21 protein-coding genes are annotated in these 15220 nt (G+C 49.5%); 1 reads left to right on the forward strand and 20 read right to left on the reverse strand.

Features of this window, described 5'->3' with window-relative positions; genetic code table 11:
• Window positions 1-137: 137 nt before the first annotated feature.
• The 18 genes from ACOSVP_RS06070 to ACOSVP_RS06155 form a co-directional block, all read right to left on the reverse strand.
• Complete coding sequence (locus ACOSVP_RS06070; RefSeq protein WP_487346595.1) at window positions 138-590, reverse strand: hypothetical protein; 453 nt, start codon at window positions 588-590, stop codon at window positions 138-140.
• Window positions 591-597: 7 nt separating this feature from the next.
• On the reverse strand, window positions 598-1530 hold the full coding sequence (locus tag ACOSVP_RS06075) for a phage tail tube protein (RefSeq protein ID WP_487346596.1): 933 nt from the start codon (window positions 1528-1530) through the stop codon (window positions 598-600).
• Window positions 1511-1639: a hypothetical protein gene (locus tag ACOSVP_RS06080; RefSeq protein ID WP_487346597.1), complete on the reverse strand. Its 129-nt coding sequence runs from the start codon at window positions 1637-1639 to the stop codon at window positions 1511-1513. Before ACOSVP_RS06080 ends, ACOSVP_RS06075 begins: the two co-directional genes overlap by 20 nt.
• Entirely contained in the window at window positions 1636-2046 is a 411-nt protein-coding gene (locus ACOSVP_RS06085) for a hypothetical protein (protein ID WP_487346598.1), read from the reverse strand. The genes ACOSVP_RS06080 and ACOSVP_RS06085 overlap by 4 nt, the downstream gene beginning before the upstream one ends.
• A complete protein-coding gene (locus ACOSVP_RS06090; RefSeq protein WP_487346599.1) occupies window positions 2046-2327 on the reverse strand; it encodes a head-tail joining protein in 282 nt (93 codons plus the stop codon). Before ACOSVP_RS06090 ends, ACOSVP_RS06085 begins: the two co-directional genes overlap by 1 nt.
• Window positions 2324-2686, reverse strand: a complete 363-nt coding sequence (locus ACOSVP_RS06095) for a hypothetical protein (RefSeq protein ID WP_487346600.1) — start codon at window positions 2684-2686, stop codon at window positions 2324-2326. The genes ACOSVP_RS06090 and ACOSVP_RS06095 overlap by 4 nt, the downstream gene beginning before the upstream one ends.
• A gap of 76 nt (window positions 2687-2762) precedes the next feature.
• Window positions 2763-3800 carry a major capsid protein gene (locus tag ACOSVP_RS06100; protein WP_487346601.1) on the reverse strand — a complete coding sequence of 346 codons (1038 nt, stop codon included), beginning with the start codon at window positions 3798-3800 and terminating at the stop codon, window positions 2763-2765.
• A 73-nt stretch (window positions 3801-3873) separates the two neighbouring features.
• Window positions 3874-4251: a head decoration protein gene (locus ACOSVP_RS06105; protein ID WP_487346602.1), complete on the reverse strand. Its 378-nt coding sequence runs from the start codon at window positions 4249-4251 to the stop codon at window positions 3874-3876.
• 44 nt (window positions 4252-4295) lie between these two features.
• A complete protein-coding gene (locus ACOSVP_RS06110) occupies window positions 4296-5585 on the reverse strand; it encodes a S49 family peptidase (RefSeq protein WP_487346603.1) in 1290 nt (429 codons plus the stop codon).
• Window positions 5554-7116 carry a phage portal protein gene (locus ACOSVP_RS06115; RefSeq protein WP_487346604.1) on the reverse strand — a complete coding sequence of 521 codons (1563 nt, stop codon included), beginning with the start codon at window positions 7114-7116 and terminating at the stop codon, window positions 5554-5556. Before ACOSVP_RS06115 ends, ACOSVP_RS06110 begins: the two co-directional genes overlap by 32 nt.
• The gene (gpW, locus tag ACOSVP_RS06120; protein WP_487346605.1) at window positions 7113-7340 is read right to left on the reverse strand and encodes a gpW family head-tail joining protein; all 228 of its coding nucleotides are present in this window, start codon (window positions 7338-7340) and stop codon (window positions 7113-7115) included. Before gpW ends, ACOSVP_RS06115 begins: the two co-directional genes overlap by 4 nt.
• On the reverse strand, window positions 7337-9307 hold the full coding sequence (locus ACOSVP_RS06125) for a phage terminase large subunit family protein (RefSeq protein ID WP_487346606.1): 1971 nt from the start codon (window positions 9305-9307) through the stop codon (window positions 7337-7339). Before ACOSVP_RS06125 ends, gpW begins: the two co-directional genes overlap by 4 nt.
• Entirely contained in the window at window positions 9291-9776 is a 486-nt protein-coding gene (locus tag ACOSVP_RS06130) for a DUF1441 family protein (protein ID WP_487346607.1), read from the reverse strand. Before ACOSVP_RS06130 ends, ACOSVP_RS06125 begins: the two co-directional genes overlap by 17 nt.
• 348 nt (window positions 9777-10124) lie before the next feature.
• A complete protein-coding gene (locus ACOSVP_RS06135; RefSeq protein ID WP_487346608.1) occupies window positions 10125-10856 on the reverse strand; it encodes a hypothetical protein in 732 nt (243 codons plus the stop codon).
• Between the two features lie 74 nt (window positions 10857-10930).
• Entirely contained in the window at window positions 10931-11152 is a 222-nt protein-coding gene (locus tag ACOSVP_RS06140) for a hypothetical protein (RefSeq protein WP_487346609.1), read from the reverse strand.
• Window positions 11145-11459: a hypothetical protein gene (locus tag ACOSVP_RS06145; protein WP_487346610.1), complete on the reverse strand. Its 315-nt coding sequence runs from the start codon at window positions 11457-11459 to the stop codon at window positions 11145-11147. The genes ACOSVP_RS06140 and ACOSVP_RS06145 overlap by 8 nt, the downstream gene beginning before the upstream one ends.
• A complete protein-coding gene (locus ACOSVP_RS06150) occupies window positions 11456-11974 on the reverse strand; it encodes a hypothetical protein (RefSeq protein WP_487346611.1) in 519 nt (172 codons plus the stop codon). The genes ACOSVP_RS06145 and ACOSVP_RS06150 overlap by 4 nt, the downstream gene beginning before the upstream one ends.
• Complete coding sequence (locus tag ACOSVP_RS06155; protein ID WP_487346612.1) at window positions 11971-12261, reverse strand: phage holin family protein; 291 nt, start codon at window positions 12259-12261, stop codon at window positions 11971-11973. Before ACOSVP_RS06155 ends, ACOSVP_RS06150 begins: the two co-directional genes overlap by 4 nt.
• A gap of 306 nt (window positions 12262-12567) precedes the next feature.
• On the opposite strand from ACOSVP_RS06155, the gene ACOSVP_RS06160 reads away from it, so the two are divergent.
• The gene (locus ACOSVP_RS06160; protein WP_487346613.1) at window positions 12568-13305 is read left to right on the forward strand and encodes a hypothetical protein; all 738 of its coding nucleotides are present in this window, start codon (window positions 12568-12570) and stop codon (window positions 13303-13305) included.
• Window positions 13306-13488: 183 nt separating this feature from the next.
• Here the strand turns inward: ACOSVP_RS06160 and ACOSVP_RS06165 are convergent, their stop codons facing one another.
• Both ACOSVP_RS06165 and ACOSVP_RS06170 read right to left on the reverse strand, forming a co-directional pair.
• Entirely contained in the window at window positions 13489-14646 is a 1158-nt protein-coding gene (locus tag ACOSVP_RS06165; protein ID WP_487346614.1) for a tyrosine-type recombinase/integrase, read from the reverse strand.
• Window positions 14639-15154: a hypothetical protein gene (locus ACOSVP_RS06170; protein ID WP_487346615.1), complete on the reverse strand. Its 516-nt coding sequence runs from the start codon at window positions 15152-15154 to the stop codon at window positions 14639-14641. Before ACOSVP_RS06170 ends, ACOSVP_RS06165 begins: the two co-directional genes overlap by 8 nt.
• Window positions 15155-15220 lie beyond the last annotated feature (66 nt).

The raw sequence follows: 15220 nt of genomic DNA on the forward strand, positions 1-15220 counted from the left end.
CCCATGCGGTTGGTCGAGTAGACCGCCACTGAGCGGGTAGCGATTTTTCTTGAAATGCTGGTAGAGGCCGATCAGTTCGTTTGATGGCTCATTGATCATGGGCTTGAGGCAGATATCGGATTCGATAACGCCATCAATTACCCATTGCTTGATGGGGGCGGGCTTGCTTCGGTCGCAGTGTCGCCCCCAGATACAGGTGTCGCAGTTGAATTGTTCTGCGTTACTGTAGACCGCGACTGCGATGATGAGTTTTTTTGTTCGTACTCGCGCAACATGGCTCGGTCCATAACTTCACGGAACACTTCATTAAGGCTCTGCATGGGTAAGTGCTCGAGTAAATGAAAGCTGTATTCAAGCTCTTCACCACTTGGCGTGACCACACCACGCCAGCCACGCACCGCAAAGCGAAGCGCGTCACGCTGAGCTTGGCCACTGTAAATAAGATGACCTTCTTCATTAAGGCGTGCACCTGACTGCACTTGCATAAACTCAAAGCCAGAGAGCGGCTTTAACTGCCACTCTAGTGTGCTATCGATTTGAGACTGGTACCACGTTGGCACCAGCTTGCTATCGGGATTGATTGCAACCATTGGTCACCTACTTAAACAAAATACTGAATTCGTCATCACCCGTAGTTGGCAATGCATGGATGGTTAGATCGCGGCTAACTTGGCCGTTACGATCACCGGCTTTCGGGGCGGCTGAGTTGTAGACCTTCGGCATACTTACGCTGTAAATATTGCCTGCCACGGTGCCGATATCGCCCGTTGTCAGAGCTGACTCTGTGCCTGCTTTCCAGTCGATCAGATAGTCTTTGGCATCCGCCGTCTGTGCTAGTGGGTCAATGGCACCCGTGACGTTACGATCGCTGATGTAAATTGAGCCATAGCCATTGGCACTGGACATGCTGTCTGGCGTGGCGACTTCGTTGCCTGTATCGATCGTCAATTTGGATACATCCACAGCACCACCCAGTGAGAAGGCAACACCGATCAATGGCACTGGTACCATAGAGCTGTAAGTTGGCGTTGGCATCGGGTCAGCGGAGATATTGCCGCTCTGGTGACCCGTAAAGGTGAATGAGGCTTTACCAATCGCACCGGTACTGAAGTCAAAGGTCACTTTGCCCATACAGCCAACCAGTTTGATTAGGTCACCATCTTCCCAAAAGTAGATCGTCGCTGACTTCTGATCAGTTGTGGCAGGCATGTACTCTACCGATGTATCAATCACAACGGATTCAGAGAAACCACAAGCCATTAAGCAAGCGCCGATTTCTGGCACCATACCTGCTACGCCAGAGCCTTTGATCTCCATGGTAAACGTCACTTCAATCAAGTGACCCGCATAGATCTTTTTCATCTGACCGAAGGTGGCACGGGTCGGGTTGCGCTCGGCCATACGCTCATTGGCAGGCGCCCACTTCAAGTCCTCAACGAGCTTTGCGTGAGTCGCTGCAGACAATGTTTCTTCCACGCCTTGCACGCCTTCGATACCGAAGGCGATCACGCTACGCTTTACTAGTTTCATCGACTACGGCCTCGCTTTGAGTGGTTGTGGTTGGTTTTGGCTTGGTGACGGTGCCGCCTTTACGAGGCTTATGCGTCATAGTTGGCGGCTGTTTAGCTTTTTTGGTCATAGACTTGGGTCCTGAGTGTTGTAGCGGTAACGGACGAGGTAGATAAGATCACGACTCAGCGCCGGCGCTTCGCTGTTGATGTTGGCGTCATCGACTCGCTGAGTGCTGATCTCAATCATGCCTGGCACTTGGCCATGCAATGACATCAGCGCTTTGTGGATGAGTGCACGTTGCTCATTAGCTTTTGATTCCAGATCACTAGATGGGGCAAGCACGATCTGGCCAACAATCAGCTCAAATGAGGCATCCGTAAAAACGGCCTCGCTTTCTGTGGTTTCAGTGCCTTGGCGGATCAGTACGCGCGTTTTATCCGACTTGTAGACAGGCGAGCGCTCAACAAGCGTGGGCGCTAGGTCTGCTGATAGCTTGGATTCAATTGCCTCTAGGATGGTTTCAATCTTGTGCATTAGGCAGTCTTCTCTACTTGGTACTTAGTGACGCCTGCTTTACCGCCTACTTTTTGGCGGATGTAGTAGGTTTCACCAGCAATGATGATCTGTGAGCCAATTGGATCAGCGGGGATATCGACGTCAGCAACGGTTAAAACATTGCCCTCGCCGACGAAATCCACGCCATCCAAGAAATCGGTTTTAAAGCGCACCTGAATGGGAGTATCTGGGGCGTCTTCGTGAATGGCCTCCTCTCCCATGTGAGTGGCCATCACTCTAAAACGATCTACCGCATTCACTTTTTAGGAACCGGCTTGGCTGCACCCAGTGACACAAAACGATCAAAGGCGGCTTTGTCTTTGGCTTCAAAGAGCGAGCCTGGCTTGTGGTTTCCGATCGTATTGATCGCCACCAGCGTTAGACTTGATTCGTCTGGTTCGCCCGCTTCGTCTGGTTCGTCCGCTTCGTCCGATTCGTCAGATTCGTCCGCTTCGTCTAGTTCGTCTGCTGCATTGGCCAGAGCGTCGTATTCTTCCGGCGGTTCAGCCGCTTGATCTAGTGCCGTTTCGTCTTGCGCTTCGATCGCTTGATCAGGTTGTGACTTCGCATCGGTCGTCTCCTGTTCTTGTTCTTCCGCTTTCTTGGTGCGTGGTGCCATGGTGTTTTCCCCAATAAAAAAGCGGCGCCAGTGTTAACCGGTACCGCTTTTAGTGATTTTGATTAGGACGCTAGACTTACGCCAAAACCGTCATGCTTGATGTGGCGTTTGGATTGCCAGGTGCAACCAGCGGGGCCGACTGCGACAATGCGATGCGCACTGATGGGTCTTTTTCATCCCAGTTCTTAGAGAACATACGCATGGCCATCATGGCTTCAACATCCAGAATGGCACCGAAGTGTTGAGCACCTTCCACCGCATCAGATAAGAAAGTGACTTTCTTAGCTTTCTGCAGTGGCGTTTGAACACCTTTAACAGACACCGTTCGAGTATCCACCCACACAGACAGGTTGTTACCTAATTTGCCTTTGAACACAATGCCTTCCGGCATGGTGGCACCACGATCAAGCTCGCCAGACTGACCAGCAAAATCCGTGTCGAGAGAGTCTTTCACTTGGGCGTTGTTTTTAAAGTGTTGCCAAACATCCAATGGCATCACCATATCCGTTGCCGCCACACCGCCTTCCGCATCAGACATACGTTTCAGCTGGATGTCGATCTGATCCACGATTTTGGCGTTTGCATCGCTCCAGTACTCGTTGCCTGCCGAGTTGTCCAGAACAACTGTCAATGCCGCGGCACGACCAAAATCCACTAAGGCTTGGCGGCCATCTTTGTAGTTCAGCGTTAGTTTACCGTCAGCAAAACCGTGCGCCGCCATCATTTCACAAAGGCGCGTTAGGCGCTGATCGTGTGTTTTAAACTGTTCAATGGTTGCCGCATTAAGGCGCTGCATGGGTGTGACTTGATCACGCACTTTTTCACCCACGCTGCGACGCATGGCATTCTTTGGCGTGACGATGTCTTTCATCTTGGTGTAGCCCGGCGTCAACTGCTTAGTCGACGTTTGGCGTTCGTAAATGACTTGGCCTTGCTCCATTGGCATGACCAGAGGTGCCACTTCTTTACCGGCGAATTTCATTTCAACCAAGACGTATTCGTCTTCGCTTTCGATCACTGTCGGCGCAAAGCGATTAAGGTAGAAAGTTGGCATTACGGCTTGCTGTTCGATGTACTGGGCAAGCTCGTAACGATCGTTAACTGGTTGAGGCATTGTGTTTTCTCCACAAAAAAAGCGCCCGTAGGCGCCTTATAAACTTAAAGGTTAATTTCTAACTGACTTGCTGTTACATCGGGCGGCGCAGGTAGATACCTTGGTCAGCCAATAGCTCTTTCATTTCTTCAGGAGCACCCCAAGAATCATCAATCACGAGCTCATCAGGGTTGCACTCTACTTCACAGTAAACTGGACCCAGCGCATCTGCTGCAGAAGCATCCACCGCATAGATGGCAATACGGCGCGGCACCTGTGAGCCGTCTGTCGCTGTTTTGACACATGGAATGTATTTTCCCGAAGCGTCAATGCGGCCAAGCACCGTGTATTGAGCAATCGTGTTGCCACTGGCGATGGTCACCGTGTCGGTGATCTGTTGCTTTTCACCCGTGATAAACGGCACGTAATTTTCTGATACGTCAGTGGATGACGCGTAACCATATTCTGGCATGGTAACTTTCCCTTAATTGAGTTGAGTAAGTGCGCAGCCAGAGCTTAGGCGTGCATGGATTGGTGATCCGCAATCAGCGGGTTTTTCGACTTAGGTGCTGTTTGAGCATTGGCATCGACACCTTCGGTCGTTGCCGGAACATCGGGGTCATAGCCCTGCATCACTGTTGCAAAGTCTGTGTGCGCTTTCGGCGTGGTTTCTTCCAGCGTTGCTGAGGCTTTAGGTGCCATGCCTAACATGGCGATTGCGGCATCGGCGTTCATATCTGTGCTAAACGCAATGTGATGTGCCATGTTGATTCGGCCTTCACTTTCCGCTGACATGATGATGTCTTTGATGCGAGCACGCTCGGCATTCGTCGCTTCTGTGCGAATCTGGGCTTCATTCAGTTGTGGCCCTTGTGATTCCAGTGCGGCGGCTTGATTGGTTGATTGAGGCATAACTGCGACTCCTGAGGTTTGGTTAATTTGATCAATGAATTCCGCTAGCGATTCTGCTGGCGACATGATTTTGTCAGCGAGCTTTAGCTCAACTGCTTGGGTTGCATTGATCACCGCCGCTTCGGTGGCCATCAGTGCGTTGTAATCAGCCCCGCGATTATTCACGAGGGTTTGTGCGAATAACTGACGTAGCTCTTCCAGCTCTGCCCGTTTCGAGTTAAACACCGCCTCTGGCAATGCTTCATAAGCGTTGCCCTCCGCTTTACGAGAGCCCGCTGTGATCAAGGTGATCTTTTGGCCTCGCCCTTCTAGCATCTTGGACACATCCATGTGGGCCGTAATCGCACCAATGGAACCCATTCGGTCGGTACGAGATAACGTGACCATTTCCGCAATAGAGGCGAATAACTGCGCAGCACTCGTGGCTTGCGGATCAACGATCGCGCGGGTTGGTTTGGTCACATAGGCTTTAGCCCAATCCGTTAGATCAAACAGTCCATCTACTGAGCCACCCGGCGAATTAATGTCGTAGATGATGCCCCTCACGTCGGGATCACTTTCGGCCATTTCGATGTTGTAACGTAAGCCGTCATAGCCAGTCATACCGCTGGTTGGCTGAAGATAGCCAAAGCGGTGACTCAGTGAGCCATGCACCGGAATGATGGCGGCACCGTCTTGAACTCGGTATGGCTTAGGCGCCTCACGACTAAAGCCTCTTGCCATGCTGGATAGTTCGGCGGCTTCGATCTCTAAGCCATCCACACCTAACACACTGAAATCAATGCGCCCCTCGTTGTAGAGTGCGCCCATGACGCTGTAAAAATACTGTGAGTCGATGGCTAAGTTTCGGTTAAAGATTTGATCAAGCAGCATTCGCAGTGGCGGCTTCTTCATCGTCTTGCTCTTCATTTGGGGCATTATCTGGTTCCTCTGGCTCGGGATCTGGGAATAAATCGGCCAGCTTGATACCGCGTGCCGCTAACATTTCGCGCTCTGCTTCGAGTTGATCTAGGTGCTCATCGATGTCGAGACCTTGTTCAGCGCATTCCAACGTGAGGCTAGATAGGCCGTATTGCATTCGCAATTTGGCAGCATTGGCCTCTTTGACTGGGTCGATCCAGCCACGCCCCGAGCTGATCCAAGTGGACTGACAGTAAGCCGCTTTGTTGGCGTAGAAATCCGGCGCGTCAATCACGCCTTTGTTCACTTGCTCTTCTAGCCACAATTCGTAAACCGGCTGACACCATGTGGAGATCAGCCAAGCGCGTTGGCTTTTGAAATAGCGGTAGCACTCAAGCAATGATGCGCGCGCACTGGAGTAGTTGGTTTTGCTAAAGTCTTTCATCAGCAGTTCATAGCTGACGTTAAAAGCCACACCAATCTGACGAAAGATGTTCTCTACAAACGCGGCATAAGCTTGGTTTGGTCGTCCCGGCAAGAACGGTGTTATGTCATCACCCGCCGCAAGAGGAATGACGCTGTTAGGTGACAACGAATAATCCGTGCTTTCCTTGGTGTCCCAGTACTCGCTAGCGACCGTCGCGCCCTCTGGCGAATCGTTCTGCGGCTGAAAGATTTGCATCATCAGCTCATCTGGCAAATCCGACTTAACAAATGCCGCGATCATGGCATTGTTCACCGTGGCTTTAAGCTCGGCTTGAGTGTAATCATCTAGCAGCTTGAATTCAGACAGCACCGATACCAAGGCACCAATACCACGAGACTGCTCAGGTCGCTCAATGCTGTAGGTATGGATCATCATGCGCCGACCCCACGGGGTACGTGCTGGCACATCGGTCCAAGTCAACGTTTGCATATTGAGATCAGTCGGATGGCGGCTCGCTACTTTGTAGCCGATCGCTTCACCGTCTGAGTTCTTAACAATGCCAGCACGAAGAAACTCATCATCGGCTTTGCCGTATGGGTTACAAATACGATCGGAGTCGATGATCTGAATGCAAAAGGCGTTGTCACGCTGTTTTTTCCAACGTGGTACCGCAAAGGAATCCCCACCATCAAAACATTGTTTAAAAGTGAGCTGTGTCATGGCGTGAAAGTTTTGGTTTCGCGCTAATGAGCAATCCAGTGAGTTCGACCAAAGTTTGAATGCCGCTCGTGTTTTCTTGCTCCATTCACGCGCCCACTTGGCATCTTTACCAAGCATGACGTAGTTTGGTTGTGGGATCGGCATCAAGAACGCACCGACGATGTTGTCAGTTTGCGTTTGGCGAATGCCGCGCACTACGCCGTTATTGCGAATTAAGTCCGCCTGGCGAGTGTTTAAAATGTCTTTCTCTGGCAAGTAGTCCGCATCTGCACTGCGTTTCCTTGGTCGCCAGTTTTTAAAGAATCCGCTACCCGCCCCGCGGTAGGCAGGCTCGGAACGAAATAAATTGCCTATCGCGGAGAAGATATTCATGTTCATCGTGGTACCGGATTGATTGAGATTCGAGAACCACGACCACTCAGCATACGAATACGCCGCTGAAGCCGTGTAATTTCGATGTTCATTTGACTAATGGAGACATTGGCAAATGTGATGCTGTCCCCATCCCCTGATACGGTCTGCGCCGCGGTGCCTTGTAGGCGTTGAGATTTGGCTTTTTGCAATGCGGCCAACTCTGCTTTCGCTTCGTCTAGTTCTGTCATGTTTGGATTTTCCCAACTTTGCCGAAGCTACGCTTTTTACGAGGCTTGACGGCTGGTACTGGTTGTTCTGTGGTTTTATCAGGCTGTTGCGATTCGATCATTTCAACTTTTGGACTGGTTTGCTCCATGAGTTTGCGAAGCGATCGCAGGTTCATGCCGAAGTTTTGTTGCAGTATGCGGATCATGACGAAGTTACCCACTCGACAGTCGAGCGGTTCGTTTCGTCCGCCCGGCGGGTTTTCAAACTTGAAGTACTCTTGACCATCTTTGTAGCGCTTCACCATTTTTTCGATGGTTAAGCCATGGAAATAGCGATCGTCGTATTCCTGTTTCAACGGGAAATGACAGAAGCCGGGGCCAAAATCTTTGAGCCTTAAGCGTGAGTAAATTACCTGTTTGGCGATCGTTGTGTTTACTTCGGTGTGATATGTGCCGTGCTTTTTGCTTCGCGTTCGCGGGAAGTTTGCCAGTGGCTTATTGGGTAGAGTCGCACCAAATGTCGGTATGTAGCGCAGTGGATCTTGTCGACAAAATTTATGAACCTCTGTCGAGTAGTGACCACCGGAGTCGATACCGCATAATCGCGCTTTGTGTATCACGCCCGTTGCACTGACAAATTCGCGCTCCATCTGTTTACGCAACTCTTCCCAGATTTGTGGCTTGGATAGATCGCCGTAGATGCGCACATAGCCAAGCGACCATGTTTCCTCATCTGGCCCCCATGCTACAAACTCGCCCTCAAAGCGATCGTCTTGGGTATCAAACCAACAGGTAATGATGATGCCATCGTGCGGCACATCTGCTTGGTAGACTTCACGGCGGTTTTCCATGCCAGAGCCGTCCACGCCTTCACCTTGAATCTCGAAGGTTTCGCCAAGCGAGGTGTTTGTCCATGTGACCATCAGTGTATGGTCACCGGATTTCATCAGTTTGTCAGCTTCTAGGAATTTCTCGACTACGTCTTGCAATCGCGCGTTTGGAAACGGGCTGTAAAGCTCGTTTATGTAGAACCCAGCAACACCGCTAAAGGGTGCTGAGGCTTTCCATTTCCCAAGCTGCAGTGCGTCGTTCTTTTGCGTGTTGGTAAATAGCTCTTTGCATTTCGGACATTCAAGCTTGGCCGTTTCTGGTAGATGGGCTTCGAATACTTCGTGCCATTCAGTGTCGGCCTTTTCCCATTTCACCATGCCCCAGTTGAGAGTGATCATTTCGCCACAGCACGGACAAGGGATGTGGTAATAGCGCTTATCGCTAAGAGCCATTTCCCGTTCTATTTCGCTCATCCCTTTCCAAGTAGGCGAGCCACCTAGGATGATTTTGCGGTTATAGAAGGTTTTACCCCGTTCGTATGCGAGCTTTAGCGAGTTACCTTCACCACCAGAGTCACGGGAACATCGGTCTGGTTCTTCGACCATGATCAAGCGGATCGGCGACGATGCCAGCTTGGATGGTGCATTTGAGCCGACGAGCTCTAAGTGACCGCCACGATAATGCTTAGATAATATAGTGTTGCCAGCACTGCGGGATTTGATCGCGATCCGTTCGGCCAGAGGCGCACTGTCGCGAATCATTGGCGAGAATTTCTCTTTCGAGTAACGCTCGGCCATGTCCTCGGTTGGGAACAACACTAACGCTGGGCATGGGTCCAAGTGGATATGGTACCCAAGCACGTTATTAATAACGCCGTCTGTCCATGCCACCTGAGCGGATTTCTGACATACCACTCGCGGGATGTCTGGATCGCTGCAGGCCTCTTGGATTTCTTTAAGGAATGGCGTAACCGCAACACGATACTTACCAGGCAAAGCACAGTTTTCAGGTGAAAGTTCGCGGTGCTCTTCCGCCCACTCAGTGACTGTAACGTCTGGCGGTGGTAGCCAAAGGCTTTGCAGCCCTGCGTAAATCTCGTCTATATCGGTGAAATCGATCTCTGGCAGGAAATTGGAATCATCAATCGCTAATGACATCACCATCCCCCATGCTAATCAGAGCCGATCGCACCTCATCGTCGACTATTTTTTTTTGCTCTTTGCTCAATGCCAAGCGCTGAGCAAGGCGAGGAGCAAGGTTCATTAAGCCAGATTTAGCAGATGTAATTAGATGCCCTAGCTTGAATTCGACCTCATCACGACGCAGTAGCTGTTTGGCTTCCTCGCGTACTGAAATCTCTTTTTCATTCGCTTGCCAGTGCTTCAGTCGTCCGTTCTCTATTTTCTCATCGAATACCGCACTGACTTCCCCACTTTGACCACCTCCCATTTTGGCCACGCGCTGGGTCACCATCCAGTTGATCACCTCTTCGGTGTCATAGGTATTACGCTGACCACGACCACCTGCCACCTCGATCGGCATGCCATTTTTCTGCCATGTCGTGAGTGTTTTTTCGGAGACTCCAAGGATTTCGGCAAGCTCTTTTTTCTGGACTTTTTTACCCATTTTAAAACCCACAAAGAAAAGCTAACTATTTGATAAACATTATTAATTGCACATAGATGCACTCTCTTAGTTAGACGACAAAAAGATGAATTGAAATCGGAAAACCAAGAGCAGAAAGCAAGGCAACCAGAAAGCCCCACAGATAACGAATCAACAACACCACCAAAACAGAACAACCAACCACCAATCTGCAAAACTGACAAAGCTGAAGCGCTATAAGCAAAACAAAAAAGTGATACTTAAAAGAAAGGAAGTCCTAGGGAAAATTTATAGCTAGAAATACCACGGGACCTGAATAACCCCCATGGGGTTTAGGGCTGGGAAGGACCCAAGCCCTTTATTTTTCAGTCACTTAGCCATTCTGGCGATGTAATATTGAGCAGCTTCCCGAAATTCCTCACTTACCACCCTCCCCGTCATCTTTTGCGCCTCGGAATAGAATGGCAGGTTGGCTTCGTAGTTAGGTGCATCCTCCACAAACGCGATCGCTTGCTTTAGCTTTCCGCCCTGACGCCAGTACACACCGATCGGCTTATGCGGTCGGCGCGGTAACAAGAAATATTTGATGGCTTGGTTCTTTGTGTTGCGCTCGTAACCCGCCTCGGCGTACGCCTTTAAGTCTCGCAAGATATGATCAGATACGCTGGCGGGGATGTTGCCAAACTTATTAAGGCGGACATCACCACCGGGCACTGCATACTGGTCGCGCCTGATCAAACCAATGCGCTTTAACCTGCGCTCAAAGTTCTTCTCGTTACGATCACCACCCTCAATCATAGGATTCAGGTAGTCAGCGGCAGCAGATGCCGCTTTAGATGAGTGTCGACGATCTTTCAAAAGCACGCGGGCCTCCAACGCACGGCGCGTTGCATTGCGCACCATCACTGCGTTTAACGTCCATCGTGTTGGTCGATCGATATACTTTGGCAACACCTGCTTAACAATATGCGTTTGCACTCGCTCAGCAGTACGGTTAAGCGCACGCACCTTAGCTTTATCAATCACATCAGATTGAAGGCCTTGAAGTATCCGCTCTATGCCTTTGAAATCATTAGAAATATTAAATCCGATTTCATTCATAGACACACTGCCTTAGCGCTTCAATGTACGCGGTGATCTGCCCCATCTCATCGATCGGGATAATGAAAGCAACGTCACTTACTGTCGTGTTGATCAGTACCGGTTCGATCGCTGGGCACGGCGCTGTCTGAGTTACCGGACTGATTGCGCTGCAACCAACCACGCTCACGCATATAGCCAGCAGGATCAGTACGCGCTTGACGCAATCGCTCTTGCTTCTTGTCATGCTTATCCTGCCTTTTGAGTTGAATGCCCCACTCGATCAGAATGAGCAGGAACTTAAGCCAGCTAGCCATCGGCGTTCTTAGCCTTGCCATAGTTAGCGGCCAACAAATTAATCAATGATTTCAACCAGCTAGGCCAGTTAGCAGTAATGCTCGTGGGCAGTAGCGCAATGGCATGAGCCACTGCATACAGCACACCAATCACAACACCAAACCAAGTCGGCATTAGCTCAACCAGTGCAGGCAGAGCGGCAATGATCGCAGCAATAAAGCCGCCATCATCAGTGGCAACCTCTGCCACCACTTCAGTGGCTAGAGCGATCGAAGGCATAAACACCAACACCACCACCCAGAACAACAAACCTTTTATCATCTTCATAGACACTTACCTCGATCAAGCCCGTACAACTCAAACGGGAAATTATGAATGAACTCGCTCACTGTTCCAGCACCGTGGACAGTGTTATAAAACTCTTTCCAATACCCAGCCAACGCCTTGATATCATTGGCTTTCGGCAATGCTTCTGGTATGCGGTAATAGTGAACGCGACACATCGCAATCGCATAACGCAGATTCCAAATCAACGCCACATGGTCAGGCCAGCCATGCTGGTCATAGACCAGATCAACGCTATCGCTGGTCATCATCAGCAACTTGTCACGCAGATCAGTTTTGTACTTCAGGAAGTTAAGCCACAGATCTTTATGGGTAGCTGGCTCCATCTGGATGAGGCCTAGCGCTGGACCTTTGCCGAGCTGCTTCAAATAAGAGCCGTTCGACTCTTGAGCGATCGTACCCATCACCAACTGCTCAGCAGCCAATGAGTAAAGGCCGAGCTGCTCTAATGCGGGCTTAACAACGAACTCACGCAACTGCAAAAAGCTGATGCTCATGGCAACCTCTTGAACTTACTCGTGTAAAAGCTGATAGCCTCATCACCCATCAAACCCGCCATACCAGCCATAAAGCCGATCATTGGCCCAGACATCCCCATCTCAGTTCCTAAGAAATAAGTAAGCATGCCAAGGAAACCGCCAGTAATAACGGTGATAAGTAATTGAATAATCGAGAAATCTTTAATCTTTTGCTTAATCTGCCGGAGATACTTCACAGCGCCTCCCAGAACGCCAACCAAGACGAACGCAGCAATCTGAATGAGTTCATCTGGTAAGAATTTCATATAGGCGATCCAGTCCAGAAACGAAAAAGCCCCGCATAAAGCGAGGCCCAGAAATGACAAAACCCAGCACATTGGCTGGGTTCTGGTGATTTGTTTGCCGCGAACACAAAAATCACAGCATGAACAAAATGTAACCGCTAATTCATAGGTATTCAAGCTTCGCGCGCGCGATATGTGAATGCAATTATCTTAATAGGAAACTTGCACAACAGGCAGCAATGCCATATCACAAAAGACTTTAAAGCCAACACTATATGCAATATGGTGACGGCATGGTGACGGAAATTAAAAGAAGGGAAACACCAAATGAATACAAAAGACACCGAAATACAGGAAGTCATAGATAAGATTAAAAATGATTCCGACCTAAAACATGCAGGCAAACTACTCACCTACACCGCTCTTGTTTGTATCGCTTTAGCCTTAGGGGGAGCAACAATACACAAAGCAAACACATTCCTATTTGAGATTGAGTTCAACAACCCAGTGGGATTTAAGGTGCTTTTGCTGGCAGTCCTAGTTATTTTGATAGTGAAATATCACTCAAATGCATTTTCACACTTCAAAAACCTTGAACTCATAGAAATTGATAAACTACGAGATAACTCAAAAATATATTCCTACGACACCGACTCTCATCAGTCATTTGGCCTAATAGGCATGATTGAGACTCAGCTAGCCGACGAATATCCGCCTTACTCGAACACAGATATTGAATACAAAAGAAAGTTTTTATTCAGACGGTATGTAACATTTACTAGAAGCGAATATGAGGATGCACAGGAATCAACTTTGATCGGAGTTTCTAATGAAGAAATAAAGCTCTACAGACATAAAAGCAGAGGCTTAAAGCCAAACCAATATATCAAACTACTTTGGATAGAATTCAAAAACAGAGTTAATTGCTGGCTGAACTACCCAGAGCACCTAACTCTGCTATTGCCATATATAACAGGGTTGGTAGCTATTGCCGCCATTGCAACGGCAATATTAGCGCCTGACGTTTTTACAAAGCTTTATGCGTCACTCCCATCACAGCCATAAACAACCCGATAGTACAGCGCTCGCCCACTGTCACCCTCTGCGATCGCTTCTGCAATCAAGCGCTCTAAATTTGCCTGGTAATACTCAACCATAAAAATGCTCCAAGATCCGATAAGGAAATTGGAGCACGAAAAAACATGGCGTTATCTTCATTTAACAGCCAAAAACAGGTGTTAAGTAGATTTAAGGGCAATTAATTAGCTGATTTGCCAACTCCCCCACCGCCTCTTTCATCAACGGCCAAGCGTAGCGGCTCTGATATCTTCCTTCCAAATCGCCCTGCGCATGGTTAAGCAACATCTCAGCCACTCGGCTATCGACGCCGATCTCTTGCCAATAATCACGAGCAAGTTTTCGCATATCGTGTGATGTGAACTTCTCCCCAAATGCATTGGAAAGGTTCTGGTACCAGCGGCTAATCGTGGATGTATGAGTTGGTTTCTTACCAGATTGAGAGAACACAAAGCGGCCGCGGCTTTTGGTCTTTGCCTCACGTAACAAATCCACCACTGCAGGGGCCAGCGGCAAACGATGCTCTATCCCTGTTTTCGTGTTTTCTGCAGGGATATACCAAACCGCATCATCAAGTGAAATATGACGCCATTCGACTAGGCTAGTCTCTTCGATGCGCGTTGCGTGGCACAACTGCATAATAAAGAACAACCGATGCCAGTACTGTGACTCATTAATATGCTCAGCCAACTTGGTCAACTGATATGGCTTAATGCGTCCAGATCGGCGCGACTCCTTCGCCTTGGTAAAGTCTCGCCAGCTGACACCCGCCAAAGGATCATGAGCGATCAGCTCCAACTTACCCGCCAACGAACACGCACGCTTCAAAACACCCCACATGGTCTTGATAGTAGAAACCGCCATAGACGACTGCTTTGGCATATAAAGTCGCTTATACACCACCGTCTTAGTCAGCTCTGACAACTTCACACCCGCGAATGCATCCAACAAGTGGTTGGCTATAAAAGACTGAGCCACCTCAACATAGCCCTCAGAAAATGACTTATCCGCCTCTATATGATCGGAAAACCAAAGCAATGTTTCCTCAAGAGTAAGCATTCGATCGACTTTAGCCGACGATCGCTCACCCGCTAGCAGCTGGGCACGAATCTCACTCAAACGCTTAAACAAATCCGACGCCTTCAGCGCAGGCCACTTACCCAGCGGAGTGCGTACCTTTTTCTTTCCCTGGTAACTAACATCATAAAACGTCCCGCCGGTGCGCTTCGTATTAGCACGAAACTCCACACGGCGAGAGTCAAACAGCCACACTCTTTCACCCGCTGATAACTCGGCTTTTATCAACGTGTCAGTGATGCGCTTAGTCATTCACAGCAACGCCGCGAGACTCCAACTCAACCGCCAAGCGCTTAATGAAAGCTGATCGCCCTGCCGCCACATGATTAGCAAACACCTTTTCTTTCATTGGCGTATGGGGTGTTTTCATACGCAACTTGGCCGCGAACTCTGGCAAGTGCATCACGATCGACGCATTAGAAGCGGAAATACCGCGCTCGTCTTTGTTACCATCCGCCAGCACCGCCGCGAACAGACACAGTTTTTGAGTGCGAGTGAGATCTGAGAACAGATAATCAAGGCCCGTATCAGAATGCGTCAAAAGCTCCACTTCTCGGATCATCTTCGCATTCGAGTTACCACCCCCTTGGAAATCAGGCACCTGACCCGTCTCCAACATATCGCAGATCTTGCCCGCGTTGCTCTGACCATGCCAGCCAGCATCCTGCGACGAACTGATTAGGTAATTAACGTGATGATTGATAAAAGCCCATGAACGGGCGCCCAAAGAGCCAGCTTTGTGACGGTTGATCCAGCGCATTGTGATTCTCCTCGTCTCACGACGATGATGGGTTAGCATTGAAAAGCGCGCTCAGCGAACACGCTT

The organism is Marinomonas sp. HM11-D, assembly GCF_057626615.1.

Coding starts and splice junctions, on each gene's coding strand:
- ACOSVP_RS06070 (WP_487346595.1), bottom strand. CDS start 590: ATGGTTGCAATCAATCCCGATAGCAAGCTGGTGCCAACGTGGTACCAG.
- ACOSVP_RS06075 (WP_487346596.1), bottom strand. CDS start 1,530: ATGAAACTAGTAAAGCGTAGCGTGATCGCCTTCGGTATCGAAGGCGTG.
- ACOSVP_RS06080 (WP_487346597.1), bottom strand. CDS start 1,639: ATGACCAAAAAAGCTAAACAGCCGCCAACTATGACGCATAAGCCTCGT.
- ACOSVP_RS06085 (WP_487346598.1), bottom strand. CDS start 2,046: ATGCACAAGATTGAAACCATCCTAGAGGCAATTGAATCCAAGCTATCA.
- ACOSVP_RS06095 (WP_487346600.1), bottom strand. CDS start 2,686: ATGGCACCACGCACCAAGAAAGCGGAAGAACAAGAACAGGAGACGACC.
- ACOSVP_RS06100 (WP_487346601.1), bottom strand. CDS start 3,800: ATGCCTCAACCAGTTAACGATCGTTACGAGCTTGCCCAGTACATCGAA.
- ACOSVP_RS06105 (WP_487346602.1), bottom strand. CDS start 4,251: ATGCCAGAATATGGTTACGCGTCATCCACTGACGTATCAGAAAATTAC.
- ACOSVP_RS06110 (WP_487346603.1), bottom strand. CDS start 5,585: ATGAAGAAGCCGCCACTGCGAATGCTGCTTGATCAAATCTTTAACCGA.
- ACOSVP_RS06115 (WP_487346604.1), bottom strand. CDS start 7,116: ATGAACATGAATATCTTCTCCGCGATAGGCAATTTATTTCGTTCCGAG.
- gpW (WP_487346605.1), bottom strand. CDS start 7,340: ATGACAGAACTAGACGAAGCGAAAGCAGAGTTGGCCGCATTGCAAAAA.
- ACOSVP_RS06125 (WP_487346606.1), bottom strand. CDS start 9,307: ATGTCATTAGCGATTGATGATTCCAATTTCCTGCCAGAGATCGATTTC.
- ACOSVP_RS06130 (WP_487346607.1), bottom strand. CDS start 9,776: ATGGGTAAAAAAGTCCAGAAAAAAGAGCTTGCCGAAATCCTTGGAGTC.
- ACOSVP_RS06135 (WP_487346608.1), bottom strand. CDS start 10,856: ATGAATGAAATCGGATTTAATATTTCTAATGATTTCAAAGGCATAGAG.
- ACOSVP_RS06140 (WP_487346609.1), bottom strand. CDS start 11,152: ATGGCTAGCTGGCTTAAGTTCCTGCTCATTCTGATCGAGTGGGGCATT.
- ACOSVP_RS06145 (WP_487346610.1), bottom strand. CDS start 11,459: ATGAAGATGATAAAAGGTTTGTTGTTCTGGGTGGTGGTGTTGGTGTTT.
- ACOSVP_RS06150 (WP_487346611.1), bottom strand. CDS start 11,974: ATGAGCATCAGCTTTTTGCAGTTGCGTGAGTTCGTTGTTAAGCCCGCA.
- ACOSVP_RS06155 (WP_487346612.1), bottom strand. CDS start 12,261: ATGAAATTCTTACCAGATGAACTCATTCAGATTGCTGCGTTCGTCTTG.
- ACOSVP_RS06160 (WP_487346613.1), top strand. CDS start 12,568: ATGAATACAAAAGACACCGAAATACAGGAAGTCATAGATAAGATTAAA.
- ACOSVP_RS06165 (WP_487346614.1), bottom strand. CDS start 14,646: ATGACTAAGCGCATCACTGACACGTTGATAAAAGCCGAGTTATCAGCG.
- ACOSVP_RS06170 (WP_487346615.1), bottom strand. CDS start 15,154: ATGCGCTGGATCAACCGTCACAAAGCTGGCTCTTTGGGCGCCCGTTCA.